The sequence below is a fragment of the Streptomyces sp. NBC_01508 genome (assembly GCF_045040315.1).
Lineage (GTDB): Bacteria > Actinomycetota > Actinomycetes > Streptomycetales > Streptomycetaceae > Streptomyces.
This window is the reverse complement of the sequence record NZ_CP109419.1, coordinates 4,077,613-4,099,059: the sequence shown is the minus strand read 5'-3', so window position 1 is coordinate 4,099,059 and position 21,447 is coordinate 4,077,613. Positions and strand designations below refer to the sequence as shown.

General features: G+C 68.7%; 25 protein-coding genes. 13 read left to right on the top strand and 12 right to left on the bottom strand.

Annotated elements, in window-relative coordinates; genetic code table 11:
• Nucleotides 1–199: 199 nt before the first annotated feature.
• Nucleotides 200–1,813: a methionine--tRNA ligase gene (gene metG / locus OG700_RS18890; protein ID WP_405615054.1), complete on the bottom strand. Its 1,614-nt coding sequence runs from the start codon at nt 1,811–1,813 to the stop codon at nt 200–202.
• 213 nt (nt 1,814–2,026) lie between these two features.
• Between metG and OG700_RS18885 the strand changes: the two genes are divergently transcribed.
• From OG700_RS18885 to OG700_RS18875, 3 genes are all read left to right on the top strand, one after another.
• Entirely contained in the window at nt 2,027–2,686 is a 660-nt protein-coding gene (locus OG700_RS18885; RefSeq protein ID WP_405615052.1) for a response regulator transcription factor, read from the top strand.
• A complete protein-coding gene (locus OG700_RS18880) occupies nt 2,683–3,816 on the top strand; it encodes a sensor histidine kinase (protein WP_405615050.1) in 1,134 nt (377 codons plus the stop codon). The genes OG700_RS18885 and OG700_RS18880 overlap by 4 nt, the downstream gene beginning before the upstream one ends.
• A gap of 93 nt (nt 3,817–3,909) precedes the next feature.
• Nucleotides 3,910–4,428, top strand: coding sequence for a hypothetical protein (locus OG700_RS18875; RefSeq protein WP_405615048.1), 519 nt, complete (start codon nt 3,910–3,912; stop codon nt 4,426–4,428).
• Between the two features lie 142 nt (nt 4,429–4,570).
• Here OG700_RS18875 and OG700_RS18870 read toward each other — a convergent pair whose 3' ends face one another.
• Both OG700_RS18870 and OG700_RS18865 read right to left on the bottom strand, forming a co-directional pair.
• Complete coding sequence (locus OG700_RS18870) at nt 4,571–5,302, bottom strand: Eco29kI family restriction endonuclease (RefSeq protein ID WP_405615046.1); 732 nt, start codon at nt 5,300–5,302, stop codon at nt 4,571–4,573.
• A gap of 112 nt (nt 5,303–5,414) precedes the next feature.
• Nucleotides 5,415–6,194, bottom strand: a complete 780-nt coding sequence (locus OG700_RS18865) for an Eco29kI family restriction endonuclease (protein WP_405615044.1) — start codon at nt 6,192–6,194, stop codon at nt 5,415–5,417.
• A gap of 123 nt (nt 6,195–6,317) precedes the next feature.
• Between OG700_RS18865 and OG700_RS18860 the strand changes: the two genes are divergently transcribed.
• A complete protein-coding gene (locus OG700_RS18860; protein ID WP_405615042.1) occupies nt 6,318–7,613 on the top strand; it encodes a DNA cytosine methyltransferase in 1,296 nt (431 codons plus the stop codon).
• The gene (locus tag OG700_RS18855; protein WP_405615040.1) at nt 7,610–8,404 is read left to right on the top strand and encodes a very short patch repair endonuclease; all 795 of its coding nucleotides are present in this window, start codon (nt 7,610–7,612) and stop codon (nt 8,402–8,404) included. The genes OG700_RS18860 and OG700_RS18855 overlap by 4 nt, the downstream gene beginning before the upstream one ends.
• A 5-nt stretch (nt 8,405–8,409) precedes the next feature.
• Here the strand turns inward: OG700_RS18855 and OG700_RS18850 are convergent, their stop codons facing one another.
• On the bottom strand, nt 8,410–8,766 hold the full coding sequence (locus OG700_RS18850) for a MazG nucleotide pyrophosphohydrolase domain-containing protein (protein ID WP_405615038.1): 357 nt from the start codon (nt 8,764–8,766) through the stop codon (nt 8,410–8,412).
• Between the two features lie 163 nt (nt 8,767–8,929).
• On the opposite strand from OG700_RS18850, the gene OG700_RS18845 reads away from it, so the two are divergent.
• Nucleotides 8,930–9,865, top strand: a complete 936-nt coding sequence (locus OG700_RS18845; RefSeq protein ID WP_405621805.1) for an aldo/keto reductase family oxidoreductase — start codon at nt 8,930–8,932, stop codon at nt 9,863–9,865.
• A gap of 34 nt (nt 9,866–9,899) precedes the next feature.
• Here the strand turns inward: OG700_RS18845 and OG700_RS18840 are convergent, their stop codons facing one another.
• From OG700_RS18840 to OG700_RS18830, 3 genes are read right to left on the bottom strand one after another with little or no spacing between them, the layout of a single operon-like run.
• Nucleotides 9,900–10,367, bottom strand: coding sequence for an NUDIX hydrolase (locus tag OG700_RS18840; protein WP_405615036.1), 468 nt, complete (start codon nt 10,365–10,367; stop codon nt 9,900–9,902).
• The gene (locus OG700_RS18835) at nt 10,364–10,567 is read right to left on the bottom strand and encodes a DUF397 domain-containing protein (RefSeq protein WP_405615034.1); all 204 of its coding nucleotides are present in this window, start codon (nt 10,565–10,567) and stop codon (nt 10,364–10,366) included. The genes OG700_RS18840 and OG700_RS18835 overlap by 4 nt, the downstream gene beginning before the upstream one ends.
• On the bottom strand, nt 10,546–11,391 hold the full coding sequence (locus tag OG700_RS18830) for a helix-turn-helix domain-containing protein (RefSeq protein WP_405615032.1): 846 nt from the start codon (nt 11,389–11,391) through the stop codon (nt 10,546–10,548). The genes OG700_RS18835 and OG700_RS18830 overlap by 22 nt, the downstream gene beginning before the upstream one ends.
• Nucleotides 11,392–11,513: 122 nt before the next feature.
• On the opposite strand from OG700_RS18830, the gene OG700_RS18825 reads away from it, so the two are divergent.
• The 5 genes from OG700_RS18825 (at nt 11,514) to OG700_RS18805 (ending at nt 13,648) form a co-directional block, all read left to right on the top strand.
• Nucleotides 11,514–11,723, top strand: a complete 210-nt coding sequence (locus tag OG700_RS18825) for a hypothetical protein (protein WP_405615030.1) — start codon at nt 11,514–11,516, stop codon at nt 11,721–11,723.
• Complete coding sequence (locus OG700_RS18820) at nt 11,720–11,998, top strand: hypothetical protein (protein WP_405615028.1); 279 nt, start codon at nt 11,720–11,722, stop codon at nt 11,996–11,998. Before OG700_RS18825 ends, OG700_RS18820 begins: the two co-directional genes overlap by 4 nt.
• An 81-nt stretch (nt 11,999–12,079) precedes the next feature.
• Nucleotides 12,080–12,550: a hypothetical protein gene (locus OG700_RS18815; protein ID WP_405615026.1), complete on the top strand. Its 471-nt coding sequence runs from the start codon at nt 12,080–12,082 to the stop codon at nt 12,548–12,550.
• A 40-nt stretch (nt 12,551–12,590) separates the two neighbouring features.
• Entirely contained in the window at nt 12,591–13,034 is a 444-nt protein-coding gene (locus OG700_RS18810; RefSeq protein WP_405615024.1) for a hypothetical protein, read from the top strand.
• On the top strand, nt 13,031–13,648 hold the full coding sequence (locus tag OG700_RS18805) for an RraA family protein (protein ID WP_405615022.1): 618 nt from the start codon (nt 13,031–13,033) through the stop codon (nt 13,646–13,648). Before OG700_RS18810 ends, OG700_RS18805 begins: the two co-directional genes overlap by 4 nt.
• 26 nt (nt 13,649–13,674) lie before the next feature.
• Here OG700_RS18805 and OG700_RS18800 read toward each other — a convergent pair whose 3' ends face one another.
• Complete coding sequence (locus tag OG700_RS18800) at nt 13,675–13,932, bottom strand: hypothetical protein (RefSeq protein WP_405615020.1); 258 nt, start codon at nt 13,930–13,932, stop codon at nt 13,675–13,677.
• A 9-nt stretch (nt 13,933–13,941) separates the two neighbouring features.
• Nucleotides 13,942–14,349, bottom strand: a complete 408-nt coding sequence (locus OG700_RS18795; protein WP_405615018.1) for a MerR family transcriptional regulator — start codon at nt 14,347–14,349, stop codon at nt 13,942–13,944.
• Nucleotides 14,350–14,408: 59 nt separating this feature from the next.
• Here OG700_RS18795 and OG700_RS18790 point away from each other — a divergent pair, with 59 nt between their 5' ends.
• Nucleotides 14,409–15,341 carry an NAD(P)-dependent oxidoreductase gene (locus OG700_RS18790; RefSeq protein ID WP_405615016.1) on the top strand — a complete coding sequence of 311 codons (933 nt, stop codon included), beginning with the start codon at nt 14,409–14,411 and terminating at the stop codon, nt 15,339–15,341.
• A gap of 83 nt (nt 15,342–15,424) precedes the next feature.
• Here the strand turns inward: OG700_RS18790 and OG700_RS18785 are convergent, their stop codons facing one another.
• Nucleotides 15,425–16,777 (bottom strand): VWA domain-containing protein, encoded by a 1,353-nt coding sequence (locus OG700_RS18785; protein WP_405615014.1) that lies wholly within the window; start codon nt 16,775–16,777, stop codon nt 15,425–15,427.
• 371 nt (nt 16,778–17,148) lie between these two features.
• Between OG700_RS18785 and OG700_RS18780 the strand changes: the two genes are divergently transcribed.
• Nucleotides 17,149–19,221: a PhoX family protein gene (locus OG700_RS18780; RefSeq protein WP_405615012.1), complete on the top strand. Its 2,073-nt coding sequence runs from the start codon at nt 17,149–17,151 to the stop codon at nt 19,219–19,221.
• A 95-nt stretch (nt 19,222–19,316) separates the two neighbouring features.
• Here OG700_RS18780 and OG700_RS18775 read toward each other — a convergent pair whose 3' ends face one another.
• Both OG700_RS18775 and OG700_RS18770 read right to left on the bottom strand, forming a co-directional pair.
• Nucleotides 19,317–19,988 (bottom strand): response regulator, encoded by a 672-nt coding sequence (locus OG700_RS18775; protein ID WP_405615009.1) that lies wholly within the window; start codon nt 19,986–19,988, stop codon nt 19,317–19,319.
• A complete protein-coding gene (locus OG700_RS18770; RefSeq protein ID WP_405615007.1) occupies nt 19,985–21,334 on the bottom strand; it encodes a histidine kinase in 1,350 nt (449 codons plus the stop codon). The genes OG700_RS18775 and OG700_RS18770 overlap by 4 nt, the downstream gene beginning before the upstream one ends.
• Nucleotides 21,335–21,447: the final 113 nt, after the last annotated feature.

The following is a 21,447-nucleotide window of genomic DNA, read 5'->3' as shown; positions in this document are numbered from 1 at the left end:
CGCCGGACGGGCTGGAAGTGCCGGCCGGACGGGCGGTGCCCGCCGGACGGGCTTGATCGCCGGCCCGGCAGGGTTGACGTAGCCGTGGGACGCGGTTGAAACGCCCGCAGGGCGGGCTTCGTATGAAGCCCGCCCCGCGATCGAGGACAAGCGCGGCCGCGAGCCGCGCGACGCCGTCGACGTCTGTCGCGCCAAGGGCTTACGCCGGCTTCTCCTCCAGGCGCGGGAACAGCACCGCGCCCTTCGTCACCGTCGTGCCCGCGGGCAGCAGCCCCCACGTGCCCGCGTCCCGCACCCGCTGGTCCGCCAGCGCGCCCAGCGCGGCGTCCGCGCCCAGCGAGTCCCACAGCTTCTGTGACGTGTCCGGCATCACCGGGTTGAGCAGCACCGCGACTCCGCGCAGCGCCTCCGCCGCCGTGTACAGGATCGTCGCGAGCGCCGCCCGGCCCTCCGGGGACGTGTCCTTCGCGACCTTCCAGGGCTCCCGCTCCGTGATGTAGCCGTTGACCTGCTTCACGAAGTCGAAGATCGCCAGGATGCCGCCCTGGAAGTCGACCTCCTCGCCGATCTTGCGGTCGGCCTCGGTGACGGCCTTCGCCAGCCCGTCCCGTACGGCCTGTTCGGCGGCCCCGCCGGGCGTCGCCTCCGGCAGCGTGCCGTCGTAGTACTTGCCGACCATCGCCGCGACGCGCGAGGCGAGGTTGCCGTAGTCGTTGGCCAGTTCGGAGGTGTACCGGGCGGTGAAGTCCTCCCAGGAGAACGAGCCGTCCTGGCCGAACGTGATGGCCCGCAGGAAGTACCAGCGGTACGCGTCCACGCCGAAGTGCGAGGTCAGATCCTGCGGCTTGATGCCGGTCAGGTTCGACTTGGACATCTTCTCGCCGCCGACCATCAGCCAGCCGTTCGCGGCGATCTTCCCGGGCAGCGGCAGGCCCTGCGCGAGCAGCATCGCCGGCCAGATGATCGCGTGGAAGCGCAGGATGTCCTTGCCGACGAGGTGGACGTCGGCGGGGAAGGTCTCCGCGAACTTCGCCGGGTTCTCGTTGTAGCCGACGGCGGTCGCGTAGTTCAGGAGCGCGTCGATCCACACGTAGATCACATGCTTCTCGTCCCACGGCACCGGCACGCCCCAGTCGAACGTCGACCGGGAGATGGACAGGTCCTGAAGGCCCTGCTTGACGAAGTTCACGACCTCGTTGCGCGCGGACTCCGGCTGGATGAAGCCGGGGTTGGCCTCGTAGTGCGCGAGGAGCTTGGGGCCGTACTCGCTGAGCTTGAAGAAGTAGTTCTCCTCCTTGAGGATCTCCACCGGCTTCTTGTGGATCGCGCAGATCTTCTGACCCGCGAACTCACCTTCGCCGTCGAGCAGTTCGCCCGGGAGTTTGTACTCCTCGCAGCCCACGCAGTACGGGCCCTCGTAGCCGCCCTTGTAGATCTCGTCCTTGTCGAACAGATCCTGGACGAACTCCTGGACGCGGTCGGTGTGCCGCTTCTCCGTCGTACGGATGAAATCGTCGTTCTTGATGTCCAGGTGTTCCCACAGAGGCCGCCACGCCTCGTCGACGAGCTTGTCCGCCCACTCCTGCGGGGTGACACCGTTCGCCTCGGCCGTGCGCATGATCTTCTGACCGTGCTCGTCCGTGCCGGTGAGGTACCACACCTTCTCGCCCCGCTGGCGGTGCCAGCGGGTGAGCACGTCGCCTGCGACGGTCGTGTAGGCGTGGCCCAGGTGAGGAGCGTCGTTGACGTAGTAAATGGGGGTGGTGACGTAGTACGCCCGCCCACCCTGCTCTTCGGATCCAGTGGCGGCCATGGCCGAAATCCTAACGGCCCGCCGCAGGTGTCTTCACACCGATAAAACCTGAGAGTGTGCTTAAAGAGTGTGGATTCGGCACAACCTCTGCCCCCGGTGCGCGCATCTTAAAGAGGAGAGGGGCGCAAGCCGTGCGCTCCTGGTACGGGTCGGGTCGGTCCGGACCGGGTAGATCGGTCGGACCGGGACAGTTCGGGGCGGGAAGGTTTCATCATGCGGGTGCTGGTCGCCGAGGACGAGGAAATCCTGGCCGAGCTGATCGCCACGGGGCTGCGGCGGGCCGGTTTCGCCGTCGACACCGTCTACAGCGGAGACGCCGCCCTCGCCTATCTGGGACTGCACGACTACGACGTGGTGGTCCTCGACCGCGACCTGCCCCGCGTGCACGGCGACGACGTCGCCCGCCGGCTCGTCGCGCAGGAGGCCCGCACCCGGATCCTGATGCTCACGGCGTCCACCTCCATGGAGGAGCGCGTCAAGGGGCTCGACCTGGGCGCGGACGACTATCTGGGCAAGCCCTTCGAGTTCCCCGAACTGGTCTCGCGGGTGAGGGCGTTGCGCCGGCGCAGCTCGCGGGCGTTACCGACGACGCTGGAGCGGCGCGGCGTGCGGCTGGACACCGTGGGCCGTACGGCGGTCCGTGACGGACAGGCCCTGGACCTGTCCGTGAAGGAGCTGACCGTGCTCCAGATACTGCTGGAGGCCGACGGCAAGGCGGTGACGGCCGAGCAGTTGCTGGAGCGGGCGTGGGACGCGCAGACCGACCCGTTCTCCGGTGTCGTACGGCTCTGTGTGGGGCAGCTCGGCGAGAAGCTGGGTGACCCGGCGCTGATCCGGACGGTGGACGCGGACGGCGGGGGCTACGTCTTGTGACGGGCGCGATCAGAACACGGATCGCCCTCGTCTACGGCGCGGTCTTCCTCGTCCTCGGCGGCTGTCTGCTCACCGTCGTCAACCTGCTGTCCAGTGCCGGTACGGAGACGGAGGCCGCCGAGATCGCGGCCCGCGTCGTACCGGCGTCCCCGCCGTCGTCGGGCAACGGCTACTTCCTTACGGAGGAGGGCCGCCGCGCGCCCGTCACCGTCTACCAGCTCACGGACAACGTCAGCGACGCCGCGTCGGACGAGCTGATGTTCTGGTCGGTGGGCGCGCTGCTGGTGACGGCGCTGTGCGCGGTCGGCGTCGGCTGGTGGACGGCGGAGCGGGTGCTGCGGCCTGTGCACGCCATGACGGCGAAGGCGCGGCTGCTGTCCGAGCACAACCTGCACGAGCGGATCGGGACCACCGGCCCCGACGACGAGTTGAAGGAGCTGGGCGACACCCTCGACGAACTGCTCGGCCGGCTCCAGAAGGCGTTCGACAGCCAGAGCCGTTTCATCGCGAACGCCTCGCACGAGCTGCGGACGCCGCTGGCCACGCAGCGCACGGCGATCCAGGTGGGCCTGGCGGGCGCCAACTCGCCCCAGGAGCTGGCCCGTACGAAGCAGATGCTGCTCGACAACAACCGGCGCAGCGAACGGCTCATCGAGGGTCTGCTGGTCCTGGCGCGCAGCGAGCGCGAGGTCGAGGACCAGGAGGAGATCCGGTGGGGCGAGCTGGTGACGGAGGAGGCGGCGCGGCACGGTCTGCCGGTGACGGTGACGGAGCCCGGCGGCATACGGGGCAACCGGGCGCTGCTGGACCGGCTGGTCGGCAATCTGCTGGCCAACGGGCAGGCGTACAACCTGGCCGACGGGACGGGGACGGTGGACGTGTCGGTGTCGGGGACGGTGCTGACCGTACGCAACACCGGCCCCCGGATCGCCCCGGAGGAGATACCGGCCTTCTTCGAACCGTTCCGGCGCGGTGAGGGCCGCGACCGGATGGGGCCGGGCGCGGGCCTGGGCCTGTCGATCGTCCGCTCGATCGTGACGGCGCACGGGGGCACGGTGACGGCGGTGCCGGGCGGGGAGGGCGGGGGATTGTCGGTACGGGTGGAGCTGCCGGCGTCGGCGGGGGTGTGAGCGGGGCCGTGAGCGGCGGGCGTCAGAACCGGTGGACCTGGTTCCCGGGTGGCCCCCAAGGGGCGCTCTGATTTGTACTGGACAATGAGGAGCATGAAGAGGAACAAGATCCTGATCGTCGTGGCCGGTGCGTGCGTCGTCCTGTGGGCCGTCGGTTCGCTGCTGACTCCGGTGCTCAAGAAGCACGACGAGCACTTCCCGGACGCGTTCAACGATGTCGTGCTCGGCGAGCGGGTGAAGACCTTCCCGACGGTGGCCGACGCGCCGGAATCGGGCGACGGCGAAGGGCTCTTCGTCCTGCCCGCGTGGGTCCCGGACGACGCCACGGACGTCACGGTCAAGGTGCGGACCACGGGCAACGCGAAGCTCGTCCGCTTCACCCTCGGAGACACCCCGCTGAAGCTGGGCGACGAAAAGGCTTGCACGGAGGGTGCGTTCACGGACGGCCCGAAGCTTGAGGCGAACTGGTTCGCGGACGACTCGGGCGACGCGGACGACGCGGCGAACTGGGACGGGGTACGGACGGACTGCTCGGAGCAGTACCAGTACCGGGTCGCGGTGAAGGACCGTGAGGTCTACGCGTGGAGCAACGGGGACCTCACGCAGGCGTAGACCTCACGGGCCCGCGTCCTGCTCCCCGGGCCGGTTCACGCGGACCAGATCCATCTCCACGGGCGGCGGCCTCACTTCGGGGAGAGCTGGGCGCTCCCGAAACGACGGGCAGACTCGGGCAGGCCTATTGGGTTGTGGATGTCTACTTGTCGTCAGCGTCGGTCTCGGCGTCGGATTCGATCTCGACCTCGATTGTCTCGATCTCCGACGCGGACAGCTTTCCTGAGAGAAGGTCGCGAACACGCTTCCGGGAGAGGCTCGCGGGAGTCTTGCTGGGTGTCGGCATGTTGTCCGGGTGGGACCACCAGCGTCCGGGATGCAGCTCGTCCCAAGCCGGCCGTTTGCTCTTCGGGCGGCGGTTGGCGCCGGGGTCGTGGTTCCCGAAGCCGTCGACGATACTGTTCCAAACCGGGTGATAGTGCTTGATTATCACGCGCTCGGCCAGGCTGACAAATGCTTCGATGGCCACGAGGTAGCGCACCTGGAAGTCGTCGACTTCGAGATCGTGCGCCTGGGAGATCGATCGGCGGTGCTCGTAGAGACGATCCCAAAGGACCACGCTGTCAGGGTTCTCAAGGGCCCTGCCCTTGCGAACTCCGGTCACGCGCGCCTGACCGACGTACACCGGGTGCTCGCAGTTCGGTGAACTGATCTCGGAGTACAGAGTGTTGGGGCCGGTGTAGTAGAGCGCGTAGATGCCGCTTCCGTATACCGGTCCTACATCGGCCAGTGACTCCGGAGTGCACAGCATGAGTTGAGCTTCCATGCTCCGTCCCAGACTCTCCAGTTCCAGAGGGTTGTACGGGAGGTGGCGGCCCGCTGCCGCCTTGGCGTGCCAGCTCTTCGTCTTCCCCGGCTTCTTGGGCGGTTTCACGGCGGCGGGCAGGGCGGTAGCGCTCGACGGCTGGGATTGAGCCGACAACTGTCCTCCGGTCGATCTGGTTCGTACGGCTGAGTGCGATGGTCCGTGAGTATGTTCCGCGGTTCTACTCGGTCACGTCTATTACGGCGTCCTCGCGGTAGTACCTACGGGCGCTGGGGTACTCCTCCTGCTTCCTGTACATGATCACGTATCCGGGAAGCGCCGTGATCTGCCAAGGGTTCGGCAGGTGCGAAGCCGCGATGCGGAGTACCTCGTCGGCGGTGATGCCCTCGTGAGGCCAGGGCACTCGGATGTCCTCGAACTCCTTTGAGGGCTCGTAGCGGAACACATAGGGGAGCGCGGTCTTCATCGATGACAGCAGCAAGGCGAGCGAGATGGTGTCGTCCATCGCCGGCTCCGTCCCCAGGAGCTCCGCGAGCTTGAATTCGAGGTCGATCGGATACGCACGGTCGAAGTGGGCGACGTCGACCTCGGTCGTGTCCCGTCGCTTGCCAGGGTCGTTGTTCCCGAACCCGTTGTAGTTCCATGGGACTTCGCCCAAGCCGCGGTGCTTGTTGATCAGGAGCCGTTCCGGTGCGACCGCGCCGAAATCCTCATCGACGTAGAGGCACGTGAACGCCATTTCGGCCATGTCTACGTTGGTGCGGCCGGAGAGCTTCCGAAGATGCCTCTCGATGCGGCGGGGCAGGGAACGTTCGGCCTTGCCGACGTATACGAGGTCTGTGCCCTTGTAGAGCTGGTACACGCCAGGTAGTTGGCGCAGCGACTGAATGTTCTCCATGGTCAGCGGCGCGGGTGTCAGATCCGCAAGTGCGGAGGCCAGCTGATCGCCGAGCGCCTTGGTGATGCTCAGTTTGAACTCGGCGTGGTTTTCCAGCGGCACGACCAGGGGCTCCCGACACGTAGCTAGTGATTGTCGTCACTCTATCCGGTGAAGCTGGGGAACACGGGGCCGGATTTACTTGGAGTGCTCCCACTATTGCAAACTCCGCGGTATGCTTTTACCATGTCTGAGCTGCGAGAGAAGCATCCCGAGGTGGGAACCTGCGTTGAGCTGTTCGCCGGCGGCGGTGGCCTCGCCATGGGAGTCCACAACGCGGGCTTCCGTCCGCTGCTGGTGAATGAGTACGCCAACTGGGCGGTTAAGACGCTCCAGACGAACCCGACACCCGGCGGCGGTGAGTGGCCGCTCAAGCCCGGGGACGTCCGCGGACTCGTCGACGACTTCAAGAAGCTGGAGGGTGAGGTCGACGTGCTCGCCGGCGGGCCGCCGTGCCAGCCCTTCAGCCTGGGCGGCGCCCACAAGGGCACCGAGGACGAGCGGAACATGTTCCCGCAGATGTTCCGCGCCATCCAGGAGATGAGACCGAAGGCCGTCATCTGCGAGAACGTCCGGGGCCTGCTCCGCAAGTCCTTCGAGCCGTACTTCCTCTACATCCTCAACGAGATGCGGCTCCCGTTCGTCGAGCGCGAGCCGGGCACCACGTGGGAGGAGCACAACGAGCTGCTGGAGAAACTGCTCGCCAACGACGCCGTGCCCGCCTCCGAGCGCTACGACGTCGTGCGTCACCAGGTCAACGCGGCTGACTACGGCGTCCCCCAGGTGCGCCACCGCGTCATCATCGTCGCCTTCCGCGCCGACCTCGGCGTGAAGTGGGACGACTTCGAGCCCAAGCGGAAGTTCTCCTGGGAGTCTCTGATCCACTCCATGCGTGAGGGTGGGGAGTACTGGGACCGACACGAAGAGGTCGACGACGAGGCGAAGAAGCGCACGATCGCGAACTTGCCCTCGCTCAACCTCGACAACACCGAGGTCAAGGAGAAGCTGAAGCTCCTTCCGTGGCGAACCCTGCGCGATGCCATCACCGGCATCGATGAGAACGAAGGCGTTCCCCTCCCCCCCGTGCCACTCGACGCCGTGGAGAACAAGGAGCAAGTCGGAAAGATCTCCGACCACTTCGGATGGCCCAGGGCTCGCATCTACGCCGGGCACACCCCGAACGTTCTCGATCGCCCGGCCAAGACCGTCAAGGCCGGTGTGCACGGCGTACCGGGTGGCGAGTCCGTGATCCAGCTCGATGACGTCGCCTTCGACGGGACCGGTGTCCGCTACATGACTGTCCGCGAGACGGCGCGTGTGATGACCTTCCCCGACAAGTGGCAGCTCGCTGGGCCACGAGGCGAGAAGATGCGCCAGCTCGGGAACGCCGTGCCGGTCAAGCTCGCCGAAACCTTCGCCAAGGCGGTGGGAGCCGCGCTCCGATCCGTGGACGCTTCCAAGGACTCAAGGAAGAAGCAGTGAGCGAAGCCGCTTCCGGGCGGCAGCGAGGCTGGAACGGCGAGATGCCGCCCGCTCGGGCCTACAAGGCCCGAGCCGGGACGACGAGAGCGGCCCAGTCAGCCGAGCAGGACCGGGCCGCCGGCGGACGATACCGCCGCGCGGTCCTGCTTGATGGTGGACGGTTCGCGAGAGCCTCCATCACTCTGCGGCTCTACCGCAAGACCCGGCGTCTCCGCGCCTATGTGCGCTGGTCCGACTCGGGAGAGACCAGGGAGAGGTACGCCGGGGACGTGGACGCCGCAACACGCTCGGCGAACCTGGCACTGGCCTGGAGCAAGGCACGCGCCGCCGGACTCGTCGCCGACGAACCCCTGCCACCCTCGTCGACCGCCTCGTCCACCGCCGTGCGCGCGGTCATGGCAGCCAACAAGAGCCGTGACACCAAGCCGGAACTCGCTCTGCGCTCGCTCCTTCACCGCAAGGGGCTCCGGTACCGCGTTGACACACGTCCACTGCCAGACCTCCGCCGCAAGGCCGACGTCGTATTCCCCAAGGCCAAGGTCGCGGTCTTCGTGGATGGTTGCTACTGGCACGGTTGCCCGGAGCACCACCGACCCGCGAAGCGGCACAGCGAGTTCTGGCAGGAGAAGATCCAAGGTAACCGCGATCGGGACGCTGCGACCAACCTTGCCCTGAGCGAATCGGGGTGGATCGTCGTGCGTGTCTGGGAGCACGACCCTCCGGAGGAGGCGGCTTCACGGGTTGCCGAGATCGTGAGAGAGCGTTCCGGAGGGCCGCTGAGCAACACGTGAGAAGCTCAGGAACGAGCGTCGGCCCCTCCGATACCCTCACTGCGGGGTAGTTGGGCGCTGATCCGGCTGTCGAGTTCGTCCATGGTCCGCCGGAAGGCGTGGTCGAGGTCGACGCCGTACCGGTGGGCGAGGATCAGGACGGACCACAGGCAGTCCGCCAGCTCGTGCTCCAGCGCCTCGTGCCCGCCGCCGGGGCGGGCGCCCTCCTGCGCCATGACGAGCTTCGCGAGGTCTCCCACGTCTCCGACGAAGCCGAGCATGAACTCCTCGCGCGTCCAGACCCGCCCGCGCGTGCGCTGGTTCAACTCGTCGTAGAGATCGTGGATCCGCAGCGCCCGCGTCTGCATCTCGTGTAGTTCCATGTGCGTTGACGCCCTCCGTCCACTCCAAGAGGCCGGAGACTGCGGTAGACACGCCGGGCTGGGATCCGCACCACGGCCTCCCACCCGTCGTGCTCCGACCCTAAAGTGCGGAGCGGCCCCCGTCTGTGCTGAGCAGACCAGAACCTCTGAAATGGAAACCCTCGTGAAGACCTTCACCATGCCCGGCACCGACATCCTCGCTCCGAACATCGTGCTCGGCCTGATGCGTATCGCCGACAAGACGGACGACGACATCCGCGAACTCGTCCGCACCGCTCGCGACGCGGGCATCGACTTCGTCGACCACGCCGACATCTACGGCGGTGAGCCGCACGCCTGTGAACGCCGCTTCGCCGAGGCGATGGCGCTGAGCCCGTCGCAGCGCGACAAGATCACGATCCAGACCAAAGCGGGAATCGTGACGGACGGGCCGTACTACGACTTCTCCTACGAGCACATCGTCAAATCGGTCGAGGGCTCCCTCGCCGCCCTGCGGACCGACCGCATCGACATCCTGCTCCTGCACCGCCCCGACGCGCTTGTCGAGCCCGAAGAGGTGGCCCGCGCGTTCGATGAGCTCGAATCCTCGGGCAAGGTGCGCGCCTTCGGCGTCTCGAACCACACCCCGCGCCAGATCGACCTGCTGCGCAAGCACGTGCGTCAGCCCATCGTGGCCAACCAGCTTCAGCTCTCGATCACCCACGCGCCGATCATCGCTCAGGGCGTCGCCGCGAACATGCTCGCGGAGCAGCAGGCGGCCGGCCTCGACGGCGGAGGGATCGTGGACTACTGCCGGCTGAACGACATCACCATCCAGGCGTGGTCCCCCTTCCAGGCCGGTTTCTTCACGGGCGTCTTCCTCGGCTCGCCGGACTACCCCGAACTCAACGCCGTCATCGACCGCCTCGCCGGTCAGTACGACGTCCCCGCCATCGCGATCGCGACTGCCTGGATCACGCGCCACCCCGCTCGGACGCAGGTCGTGCTCGGTACCACCAATCCGGAGCGCGTCGCGGGCGCCGCCCAGGGCTCCGACATCCGGCTCACCCGGGCCGAGTGGTACGAACTGTTCCGCGCCGGGGGCCACCTCGTTCCCTGAATCCGGAGGCGAAGAAGGGGAGTTCGGTACGGCTCTAGTGCTGGACCAGGCCGCCGACCGGGACCGAAGCGACGTGGCCGGTCGCCGGTACGGTCCTTGCCAGCTCAAGGCCGACATCGACCAGCGATGACCGGCGCAGGCCGGGGACATCGGCGATCGGCGTCCAGACGGACTCGGCGACCTCGCCGTTCGGCTCGGGCCGCGGTTGCCCGCCGGTGATACGGACGCGGTAGAAGACGCCGACATTCTGATGCTCGACCCCGGTACGCGCGGTGCACGCGGAGATCACCCGCGAGTCCACGCCCAGCAGGCGTTCAACCACCGCGCCGCAGCCGGTCTCCTCGGCAACCTCCCGGATCACCGCGTCGAACGGGTCCTCTCCGTGCTCGACCCCGCCGCCCGGAAGGGTCCAGTTGCTCTCGCCCGTCGCTGATACGTGACGGGCGAGCAGCACGCGCCCACCCACGATGGCCACGGCGTAAGCCGCGAGCCGGAAACTCATCCCTGGGCGCTGGCGAAGGCGACGAAGTCGCCCCAGGCGGTGGGGGTGAGGAGCAGGACCGGGCCGGTGGGGGTCTTGCTGTCGCGGACGGGGATGACGCCGGGGCAGCCGTCCGCCACCTCGACGCATTCCCCGCCGTCGCCGTTGCTGTAGCTGGACTTACGCCACTGGGCCGTGCTCAGGTCGGGTCGGGGGCGCATGGTGTGTACTCCTCGATCAGTCGCTCGATGAACGCCACGGAATCCCGAGGCGACAGGGCCAAGTCCCTGATTAGATCGTAGGACAGGCGTAGCTTTTCGACCTCTGACGGATCCTCGATCAACTCCCCCGAGTGAGCGTGCTCCGTGTACGCGACGGCCTTGCCGTCCGGAAGCCAGAGGATCGTGACCGACGTGCCCATCAGGCCGTGTGGTCCCGCATTGAAAGGCAACACCTGAAGCGTGACGTTTGGCAACTGGCTTGCCTCCAGCAGGTGTTCCAGTTGCCTCGTCCACTCCTTTGGGTCCCGAGCCTTGCGCCGCAGTACGGACTCGTCCAGGATCGCGCGGAAGTGTGGCGCGTTCTCGCGTTGTAGGAGTTCTTGTCGCCCCAACCGCGCCGCGATCTCCTCGGACATCTCGTGCTCGTCGCGCGGCCGGGTGGCCTCGAACACCTCGCGGGCGTACCCCTCGGTCTGGAGAAGACCGTGGATGGCACCTGCCGAGTACGTGTATCGGACGGTCGCTCTCGCCTCCAACTGCATGAACCGCTTGTACTTGTCCGCGAACGCGTCCTGCCGTGCCAACTGCCACAGCATCAACAACTGCTCACCCACCCCGTACACCGCGCTCAGCGCCGTGATGACCTCCGGTGACCCCACCCGCGCGCCCGTTTCGAGCTTGTGCAGATACGCGCGGTCGTACGTCGTCTCCTCGCCGAGCGTGGCCAAGGACTTCCCCGACTCTTCCCGCAGCCGCGCCAGTTCCTTCGCGAGCATCTGCCGTGCCGACGGCCTCTGACCTGCGTTCGACTTCCGTCCGCCCATGACAACTCCCCTGTGTCCAACGGCAACCGGGCCATGGCCAAGCCCTTTTGGACGCGGCCTCACATGCCGATTCTTGATGCACGGAACGTAATTGCGCAATGACGGAAAGGTGCGTCCCCCTCATGTTCGAATCACTCGAACCGGGCGCTCGAACAGCGCCCCGCGTCGCCCACGACCTGGCCGACCTGGCGGACCTGGCCGAGTTGGACGCCGTCGTGCACAGCGGCGGCTTCTGGCGGCTCGTGCCCGAGGCTGTCCCCCGTGTGTACGCATCGGTGACACCTGAGCTGCTTCGGCGCGTTGAACAAGGACTGAAGCGGGTCGCGGAGTGAGCGGCGGCAGCGAGGCGCGGCGGATTCTGTCCCGGTTGATGCGTGAGTTCGGTACGGATGGAGTGCTGGTGGTGCGGAAACTGGACGGCGACGACGACACGGAACGCCCTGTCGGGCCGGGCGCCGCGCTCGCGTGGCCCAAGTGCGAGTGCGGCAGCGCGAAGTGCCCGGACTACGTGGCGCCCGCGTCGCCCGCGTCGCCCACGACTCTCTCGGCGGAGCTGAGCGCGCGGCTGGCGGAGCGGAATCAGCACAGCCGGCGGGGGCGATTGTAGGGGTGCCGGGGCCGAACGCCCCGGTGACAAGGGGCAGTTGGTGTGCGAAGGTCAAAACCCTTCTTGTATCGGGGGTTCTGGATGGTCATCACCGCTGGGTTACCGCTGGTGCTCCTGTGGCTGATATTGGGCCTGTTGCCCGTCCGGAACCCCTCCGCGCGGCGGCTGTGGATCGGTATCTACATCGGCATTTCGTTGACCGCTCTGCTGATCGCGTACCTCTACGGCCAGGATCGCGAGACGGAATTCTGGAGTGATTCGGCCGATGAGGCGTACGTTCCGCTCCTGTTCACCGCCATATTGGTCGGGCCGGGGATGCTGGCGGCGATCATCCGGCTCGTGGTGTCCCGGCCGGACCCGCCGGTGCCGCCGCCGGTCGTGCAGTATCTGCCGCCGCCGTACCAGTACCCGTACCCGCCGCAGCAGTACCCGCCGCCGCAATATCCCGGCCCGCAGGCCAACCCGGCCCCTCCGCCGGTGAATCCACCACCGGCAACGCCGCCACCACCGGCAACCCCGCCGCCCCCGCCCGCCTCACCTCCCACCATCTGAGGGATCCGGCGCCGATCCGGCGCACGTAATCTGGCCGACCATGCAGATAGATCTTGGTGAGAAGCCGCCCGGGCGCAGGCTCATGCCGCTACGCATTCCGTCCCACTGGGCGGTCATGTTCAACATCTTTGTGGAGTTCCCGGCCGACGATCCGCCGACTCCGGCCGAGGTCGACGCGTACCTGTCGGACGACATCCTCTCGGTGGAGCAGGTCGGCCCCACCGGGAGGATCGAATACGACGACCCGACCCGGTGGGTCATCGACCTGGGCTGGTACCCCCCGGGAGACCCCGAAGGCACCTACCGGCTGTGTCTCGTACGGGACGGCTGGGACGATGTGCCGGTGCGGTTCGAGCACCGTGACTGCCACGTCGTACGGGAAGCCTTCGACACCCTCACGCGCATGCTGGCCGAGGGGAAGCGTCCGGACCTGATCGCGCGTGTGCTGGCCGACCCGCGGTTCCCGGACGAAGGACGCGTATGAACGACATCAGCGGTTTCAAGGACATCCCCCCGACCACGCTCGCGGACCTTCTGGGCCGCGAACAGGTCATGGACATCGGCATTCGTCCGCTCTGGCCCTCGACGCCGCGCATCGCCGGGCCGGCGTTCACGGTGCGGTGCCCGGCCGGTGACAACCTCATGCCGCACGCGGCGATCTACCGCGCGGAGCCGGGCTCGGTCGTCGTCGTACAGGCGGGTGACGTGGACTACGCGCTGGCCGGCGGGAACGTCTGCGCCGTCGCGCAGCGGCGCGGGATCGCGGGGTTCGTGCTCGACGGGGTGATCCGCGATCTGGCCGAGGTACGCGAGATGGGCTTTCCGGTCTTCGCGCGGGGCGTCATCCCGATCCCGGGGACGAAGGCGGCGGTCGCGCCGCTCAACGGTCAAGTGCGGTGCGGCGGGGTGGCGGTGAACGCGGGCGACATCGTGGTGGCCGACGAGGAAGGTGTCGTGGTGACGCCGGGCGCCCGCCGCGACGAGGTGCTTTCCGCGGCGCGGGCGAAGCCGGCCAAGGAGGCGGCCGAATCCCTGGACGAGTGGGAGGCGGCGCACCGCGCCCGTATCGACAAGACCCTCACCGAGAACGACTTCTGAACCTTCCCCGTCAGGGTCCTTCCCCGTCAGGGCCTTTCGGGCTTGCGGGCCAGCAGGCAGGCGCGCGGTCTGGCCACCCGCCCGCCGGGCTCCTGCTCCAGTCGCGCGGTGACGACGAGTCCGGCCCGCTCCAGCGGGCCGATCATGCGGTCCAGGGGCAGGAGATACGACTCGTACGACACCGGACGGCCGTAGCCGTGGGTCGGCCGCAGCCGTTCGTCGCCGACGTAGTCCCCCAGAGCAGGTGGCCGCCGCTCCGCGAGGGCGTCGGGATCGGCGACCACGAGGCACGCCTACGGTGCGGCACCGCCCGCGAAGCCGGTCTCCGGATCGTCGGTCGTGGTCGTGGTCGGCACCGGGGCGGCGATGATGGCGTCCAGCCTGTCGCGTGCGGCCAGGAGGCCGGCCACGGCCTCGTTGACGCGTTCCCGTTCCCGGTGCAGGTCGGGCAGCAGGCCGGAACAGCCCGGCGCCAGGATCTGCCCGTCGTCGACCATGCAGGGCAGCAGTTCGGCGATGGTGGCGGTGTTGAGACCGGCGCCGAGCAGCACGCGAATGCCCCGCACGGTGGCCATGTCCTCTTCCGCGTACTCGCGGTATCCGCTCGGCCGCCGCGACGGTGCGAGCAGCCCCTGCTCCTCGTAATAGCGCAACAGCCTTTGGCTGACCCCGGTCCGCCGGGAAAACTCCCCCATGCGCATGTGACGACCACCACGTTCAGTTGACTCTCACATCGGTGTGAGACAGCAGTCTATTGCGCATGACGAATCAGCGATCAGACCAGCGATCAGTTCAGCGATCAGCAACCCCGCAGCACGCACCCGTCACCGTCATCGGCCTCGGTCCCATGGGCCTCGCCCTCGCCCAGGCGCTTCTTGAACACGGCCACCCCACCACCGTCTGGAACCGCACCGCGGAGAGGGCCGACAGCCTCGTCGCCAAGGGCGCCCATCGTGCCGAGACCGTCGCCGACGCGGTGTCCGCGAGCCCTGTCACGATCGTGTGCCTCAAGGACTACGAGGCCATGTACGGGATCTTGGACTCCGCCGGCGACGCCCTGTCGGGCCGGGTGCTGGTGAACCTCAACTCCGGTACGCCGAACGAGGCGCACGCGGCGGTCGCGTGGGCGGCCGAGCGCGGTGTCGGATACCTCGACGGCGCGATCATGGTGCCGCCGCCGCTCGTCGGCCACCCCGAATCCGTCTTCCTGTACAGCGGTTCGCAGGACGTCTTCGACACGCACCGGGCGACGCTGGCGAGCCTGGGCGACGCCCGCCACCTTGGCTCCGACCCCAGCTTGGCGGTGCTGTACAACACGGCGCTGCTCAACATGATGTACGCGACCATGAACGGCTTCCTGCACTCCACCGCCCTGGTCGGCTCGGCGAACGTCTCGGCGGCGACGTTCGCCGACCTCGCCCTGAACTGGTTCATGCCCTCGGTGGTCGACTCGATCCTCGTCGAGCAGGCGCCCGACCTGGACAAGGGCAACTACCCGGGCGACGCCGGGACCATGGAGATGAACCGGAACGCGCTGGAGCACATCGTCCGCGCCTGTACGGAGCAGGGCGTCCACTCCGACCAGCCGCGGCTGATGAAGGAGATCGCCGAGCGGGCGATCGCCGAGGGGTACAGCGGCCAGAACTACCTGGCCGTGTTCGAGATCTTCAAGAAGGCGACACAGCCCTCGTGACCGTCACACGCCGGGTGGGTGGCCGCACATGCGGCCACCCACCCGGCGTGTGAGGACGGTGCGCGGCCCGAGAGCCGCGCGGTTCAGGACTCGCGGGCCGACCACCAGGCCGGCAGCGCCGCGAGCAGCTTGCCGTAGACCTCCGCGTCCGGGAGATCCTTCGGGGCCGGGCCCGCGTGGAAGAACGCCACGTTCGGCGCCTTCTCGTCCGCGCCCAGCTTGCGCGCGAAGTCGAAACCCTTCGCCTCGTGCTCGCCGAACGCCACGAACTGCCAGAACAGCGGCAGTTCCGCCACGTCCGCGAACGCCTTCTCCGCCGCCTGCTTGGCCGTCGGCGCGCCGTCCGTCTGGAAGATCACCAGCGCCGGGCCGGTGTTGCCCGACTTCTCGTGCAGGGCGACGACCTCTTCCACCGCGCGGTGGTAGTTGGTCCGGCCCATGTGGCCGAGCCCGGCGTGCAGTTCGTCCACCCGGCTCTCGTACGAGGTGAGGGAGATCTCCCCCGTACCGTCGATGTCGGTCGAGAAGAAGACGACCTGCACGGTCGCCCGCTTGTCCAGCTGCGCCGAGAGCGCGAGGGCCTGCTCGGCGAGGCGCTGGGCGCTGCCGTCCTTGAAGTACGGGCGCATGGAACCCGAACGGTCGAGCACGAGGTAGACGGTCGCGCGCTCCCCGGCGAGGCCGAGACCCTTGAGGGCGACGCCCGCCGCCTTGTACGCGTCGAGGAGACCGGGCGCGCTGGTCTTGACCCGGGCGGCGGAGTACGCGGGTTTACCGGTCACCGGTGCGGTCGTCGGCTTGTTCACCGGTGCGGTCGCCGGTTCGGCTGCCGGTTCACTCTTCAACGGCTCGGGGGTGGGGGCCGGTTCCGGCTCCGGTACGACCTCGGCGACGGGTTCCGGTACGGCGACCGGTTCCGGTACGACCTCCGCGATCACCGGCTCGGGCTCGGGCTCCGCGACCACCGGCTCCGTCGCCTTCACGGGCTCGGGCTCGGGCTCGGGAACGACCTCCGCGATCGGCTCGGGCGTCGGCTCGGGCGTCGGCTCCGGATCGGGCGTGGACTGGGGCTGGGCCTGGGCCGGGACCGTCGCGGTCTTCGGCTCCTCCCGCTTCGTCTGTGCCGGGACGCTGGGGTTGTCGAAGGCGGCGGCGACCAGATCCTCGGCCTTCTCCGCCTCCGTCCTCTCCGCCTTCTCTGTCTTCGTCGTCTTCGTTGTGGACTTCTCCGCCGTCACGTCGTCCGCGACGGGTGACGGCTCCTTCGCCGGTGCGGGTACCTTGGCGGTGGCCGTCGTGGCCGTCGTCGTGGCCGGCGTTGTCGGCTCTGGCTGATGCGTGCGTTCGGTCTGGGCCGGTACCGTCGCGGCCGCCGACTCGTCACTCTCCGCACGCTCGCGTCCAAACACCTTGCGCAGCAAGCTCCGAATGCCCATGGGCGAGGCCTTTCAGATGAGTTGGGTGCGGCATATATCCGCACTTGGGACAGGGGATCCGGGGACAGGCCCCGACCAGAACTCAGCATCCCTGGCCATGGCGGATACGTAAGGTTAGCGGCCACTCGGCGCCTGCCCCGGCAGGGGCGCCCCGCGACCTGGAATGTGGTCCCGCCGATGTTGCGCCGATGTTCCGCCGACGACCGGCCGATGCCCGGCCGAAGCCCCGCCGATGCCGGTCGACTCGCATTCATTCCGCGTTCACCCTCAGGCCGCCGAACCGGGTGCCTACGCGCATAGCGTCACCGCCGTACATATCCCGACACATTGTCGGCGCAGGGCGCGCCGAGCAAAGCCCATCGGAGGGGAAAGTGCGCAAACCGCTGCCGCTGCTGAACTCGCACCCGGGCGGACGTTCCGCCATGACCTGCCGTTACCGCTGTGGTGACGCGTGTTTCCACGAGACGCCCAACACCAGTGACAACGAGTACGTCGGTGACGTCATAGCCGGTGCCCTCTCGCGGCGTTCCGTCATGCGCGGCGCCGCCGTGGTGACCGTCGCCGCCGCTGCGGGAACCGCCTTCGTCGCCGGCCCCGGCAACTCCCCGGCCGCCGCCGCCCCCCTCTCCGGCGACAACGGCGACAACGCCCACAGCAAGGGCGGCAAGAAGCCCGACGGTGCTCGTGGCCTGCGCTTCGCGCCCGTCGCGCCCAACACCGCCGACAAGGTGACCGTCCCCGACGGCTACACCCAGAATCTCGTCATCCGCTGGGGCGACCCGATCCTGCGCGGCGCACCGGAGTTCAGCGCCAACAAGCAGACCGCCAAGGCACAGGCCGGCCAGTTCGGCTACAACAACGACTTCCTGAGCCTTCTCCCGCTCAAGAACGAGCGCGGAAAGCAGCTCCTCGTGGCCAACCACGAGTACACCGACGAAGTCCTGATGTTCAAGGACTACGACCCCGACAACCCCACCCGCGAGCAGGTCGAGATCGCCTGGGCCGCGCACGGCCTGTCGGTCGTCGTGGTGGACGAGCAGCCCCGCAGCGGCAAGCTCACCGCCGTATCGAGGCACGAGCTGAACCGCCGTATCACCGTCACGACCGAATTCCGCCTCACCGGACCGGCGGCGGGCGGCGCGCTGCTGCGTACCTCCGCCGACCGTACGGGCAAGAAGGTCTACGGCACGCTCAACAACTGCGCCGGCGGCACCACTCCGTGGGGCACGATCCTGTCGGGCGAGGAGAACTTCAACCAGTACTTCGCCAACGGATCGAGCGCCACCGACAAGCGTTACGGCATCGGCACCGCCGCCACCGAGCGCAAGTGGGAGCAGTTCGACAAGCGCTTCGACCTGAAGCGGGAGCCCAACGAGGCGCACCGGTTCGGCTGGGTCGTCGAGCTGGACCCGTACGACCCCGGCTTCACGCCGCGCAAGCGCACCGCGCTCGGCCGCTTCAAGCACGAGGCCGCGCAGCCGCGCCTCACCCCAGACGGCAGGGCCGTCGTCTACATGGGCGACGACGAGAAGTTCGACTACTTCTACAAGTTCGTGTCGTCCAAGTCGATGAAGAAGGGCAGCGGCCGCGCCGCCCACGAGCACAACCTCAGGCTGCTGGACGAGGGCACGCTGTACGTCGCGAAGCTGACCGGTGACAGCCCCGTCGAGGACATCGACGGCAGCGGCAAGCTGCCCAAGGACGGCGAGTTCGACGGTTCCGGCGTGTGGATCCCGCTCGCCACCGGCGATGTCTCGCACGTGCCCGGCATGACCGCCGAGGAGGTGTACGTCTTCACGCGCCTCGCCGGTGACAAGGTCGGCGCCACGAAGATGGACCGCCCCGAGGACGTCGAGCCCTCGCCACGCACCGGCCGGGTGTACGTCGCGCTGACCAACAACAGCGACCGAGGCGCCGCGGGCAAGGCGGGCGTGGACGAGGCCAACCCGCGCAAGGCCAACAAGCACGGTCAGATCCTGGAGTTGGCGGAGAACTGGGACGACGCGGCGGGCGACGGCTTCGCCTGGCGGCTGTTCCTGGTCGCGGGCGACCCGAAGGACCCGGCGACGTACTTCGCGGGCTTCCCGAAGGACAAGGTCAGCCAGATCTCCTGCCCGGACAACGTGGCCTTCGACGCGCACGGCAACCTGTGGATCTCCACGGACGGCGCGCAACTCGGCTCCCACGACGGGCTGTTCGGCGTGGCGACGCAGGGGGAGCGGCGCGGTGAGCTGAAGCAGTTCCTCACCGTCCCGAACGGCGCGGAGACCTGCGGCCCGATCGTCCAGGACCGGCGCGTGCTGGTGGCGGTGCAGCACCCGGGCGAGATCGACGGGGCGACGGTCGACAACCCGCTGAGCGCGTGGCCCGACGGGCGCGGCAAGATGGTCCGCCCTGCGGTGGTGGCGGTCTGGCGCAAGGACGGCGGCGACATCGGGGTTTGATGTTGTCCGCCCTCAATCGCCGGGCGGGCTACGTGTCTTGCCCTCAATCGCCGGGCGGGCTTGTTTCAGTAGCCCGCCCGGCGACTACCACGCCCCTACGCACGCGCGTCGTGCGCCAGGAGCGCGAGTTGGAGGCGGTTGTCCAGGCCCAGCTTGGCCAGCGCGCTGGAGATCGTCGCCTTCACCGTGCCGACGGAGACGTACAGCCGCTCGCTGATCTCGGTGTTGGACAGCCCCTCCGCCACCGCGCCCGCGATCTCCCGTTCGCGTTCCGTGAGCAGCGCGAGCCGGCGCGCCGCCTGCGCCGCGCCGGCCGTGCGGTCGTCGGGGCGGCCCGCCGCGTGGTCGATCAGGGCGCGGGCCGCCGAGGGGGAGAGGACCGGTTCGCCGCGTGCCGCGCGGTAGACCGCCTCGACGATCTCCTCCGGTTCGGTGTGCTTGAGCAGATACCCGGCGGCTCCGGCGCGCATGGCGCGCAGCACCGTACTGTCCGAGTCGAAGGTCGTCAGCACGATCACCCGGGGGGCGGGCTCCGCGTCACTCGCGGCACCCGCGGCGGTCAGCTCGCGGGTCGCCGTGATGCCGTCCATGACGGGCATCCGGATGTCCATCAGGACGACGTCGGGTGCGGTGTCCCGTACGGCGGCGGCGACTTGGGCGCCGTCGGCTACCTCGGCGACGATCTCGATGCCGTCCGCCCCGCGCAGCATCATCCGCAGTCCGGCACGGACGAGGGCGTCGTCGTCGGCCAGCAGTACGCGGATCATCGGTCCTCCTTGGGAGCCGGGGCCGGGGCCGGGCCGGGGGCCGGGGGTGAGTGCCACGGCAGCCGTGCCCGTAGCGTGAACGTGCCGTCCACGGAGCCGTGTTGGAGTGTGCCACCGTCCAGCTCGACGCGTTCGTGCAGGCCGGTGAGGCCCGCGCCCGCGCCGGGGATCTCCGACTCGGTGACGCCGATCGGCAGCGGGTTGCCGACCTCGACCGTCACTTCGGTACGCGGCGGGCCGGCGTACACCCTGACCGTCACGCGCGAACCGGGCGCGTGCTTGCGGGCGTTGGTCAGGCCCTCCTGGACCACGCGGTACGCGGTGCGCTGGAGCTGCGGCCGTGGTGCGGGGGAGTCGGTGCCCTCCGTACGGAAGTCCACCGGCTGGCCCGCCGCCCGCGCCTCCTCCACGAGGGATTTGAGGTCGGCCATCTTCGGCTGCGGCGGGGCCGTCTCATCCCCCTCCGTATCGACGCCGTCGATGCTGTCGGTGCGGAGCACATACAGAACGTCGCGCAGTTCGTCCAGCGCCTGGTGCGCGTTGTCGCGGATGACCTGCGCGCTCTCCGCGATCTCGGCGCCGCTCAGCTGGGGGCCGACGCCCGCGTCGGCCCGCCGCGTGCGGTACGCGAGCGCCCCGGCGTGCACGGAGAGCAGCGAGATGCGGTGGGCGAGGACGTCGTGCATCTCGCGGGCGATGGCGGTGCGTTCGGCGCGACGGGTGTCGGTGAGGCGGCGGGCGTGTTCCGTACGCTCGCGTTCGGCGTCCTCGCGCAGCCTCAGCACCAGCAGCCGGCGGGCCCGGACCGCGCTGCCCCAGGTGAAGAAGGCCACGTAATAGGCGAGGACGATGCCGGCGGCCAGCCAGCCGCCCTCGTGCGGGACGGTGTAGATCAGTAGGTACGGCACGGCCGTGGCGATCATCATGCCCAGCACCGGCAGCGAGCGCTGCCAGGGGACGCGCAGCCCCAGGTTGAGGATGATCACCATGCCGGCGCCGACGGCGCTGTTGGCCATGGCGCCGGCGAGCGCCAGGACGAGGGCCATGAGGACCGGGAAGCGGCGGCGGCCCCAAAGGGCGAGGCAGGCGAGTGCGCCCAGGGGCGCGTCCAGAGCGACGAGCCAGTCCGGGAGGTATTGGTAGGTGGGGAGCTGGGTCAGCATCAGGGCCCAGCAGCCCACGGCCCAGGCGAAGACGAGACAGTCGACGGTCCAGTCGCGGGCGGTGCGGCGGACGGGGCCGTCGCGAGGCCCGAGTTGGTCTTCTCCGTGGAAGAGCAGCGCGCCGGGCAGCAGCGACCGTGGTACGTGGCCGGGCCGGCGGCTGTCCTCGCGCGGATGGGTCATCCTCCGACCCTAAGCGGGCATCCCCGCACTTCTCTTGGCCGACCGGCCACAAGTCCTGGCCGGTCGGCCAATGGCCCTCGCGGCGACGCGGCGTACACCCTCGGACCATGACC

What these genes read in the sequence shown, in the direction of transcription:
- OG700_RS18860 (WP_405615042.1), top strand. Translation starts at nt 6,318, where the DNA reads ATGTCTGAGCTGCGAGAGAAGCATCCCGAGGTGGGAACCTGCGTTGAG.
- OG700_RS18795 (WP_405615018.1), bottom strand. Translation starts at nt 14,349, where the DNA reads ATGCGCATGGGGGAGTTTTCCCGGCGGACCGGGGTCAGCCAAAGGCTG.
- OG700_RS18875 (WP_405615048.1), top strand. Translation starts at nt 3,910, where the DNA reads ATGAAGAGGAACAAGATCCTGATCGTCGTGGCCGGTGCGTGCGTCGTC.
- OG700_RS18840 (WP_405615036.1), bottom strand. Translation starts at nt 10,367, where the DNA reads ATGAGTTTCCGGCTCGCGGCTTACGCCGTGGCCATCGTGGGTGGGCGC.
- OG700_RS18830 (WP_405615032.1), bottom strand. Translation starts at nt 11,391, where the DNA reads ATGGGCGGACGGAAGTCGAACGCAGGTCAGAGGCCGTCGGCACGGCAG.
- OG700_RS18885 (WP_405615052.1), top strand. Translation starts at nt 2,027, where the DNA reads ATGCGGGTGCTGGTCGCCGAGGACGAGGAAATCCTGGCCGAGCTGATC.
- OG700_RS18815 (WP_405615026.1), top strand. Translation starts at nt 12,080, where the DNA reads ATGGTCATCACCGCTGGGTTACCGCTGGTGCTCCTGTGGCTGATATTG.
- metG (WP_405615054.1), bottom strand. Translation starts at nt 1,813, where the DNA reads ATGGCCGCCACTGGATCCGAAGAGCAGGGTGGGCGGGCGTACTACGTC.
- OG700_RS18850 (WP_405615038.1), bottom strand. Translation starts at nt 8,766, where the DNA reads ATGGAACTACACGAGATGCAGACGCGGGCGCTGCGGATCCACGATCTC.
- OG700_RS18785 (WP_405615014.1), bottom strand. Translation starts at nt 16,777, where the DNA reads ATGGGCATTCGGAGCTTGCTGCGCAAGGTGTTTGGACGCGAGCGTGCG.
- OG700_RS18805 (WP_405615022.1), top strand. Translation starts at nt 13,031, where the DNA reads ATGAACGACATCAGCGGTTTCAAGGACATCCCCCCGACCACGCTCGCG.
- OG700_RS18770 (WP_405615007.1), bottom strand. Translation starts at nt 21,334, where the DNA reads ATGACCCATCCGCGCGAGGACAGCCGCCGGCCCGGCCACGTACCACGG.
- OG700_RS18810 (WP_405615024.1), top strand. Translation starts at nt 12,591, where the DNA reads ATGCAGATAGATCTTGGTGAGAAGCCGCCCGGGCGCAGGCTCATGCCG.
- OG700_RS18825 (WP_405615030.1), top strand. Translation starts at nt 11,514, where the DNA reads ATGTTCGAATCACTCGAACCGGGCGCTCGAACAGCGCCCCGCGTCGCC.
- OG700_RS18790 (WP_405615016.1), top strand. Translation starts at nt 14,409, where the DNA reads ATGACGAATCAGCGATCAGACCAGCGATCAGTTCAGCGATCAGCAACC.
- OG700_RS18835 (WP_405615034.1), bottom strand. Translation starts at nt 10,567, where the DNA reads ATGCGCCCCCGACCCGACCTGAGCACGGCCCAGTGGCGTAAGTCCAGC.
- OG700_RS18775 (WP_405615009.1), bottom strand. Translation starts at nt 19,988, where the DNA reads ATGATCCGCGTACTGCTGGCCGACGACGACGCCCTCGTCCGTGCCGGA.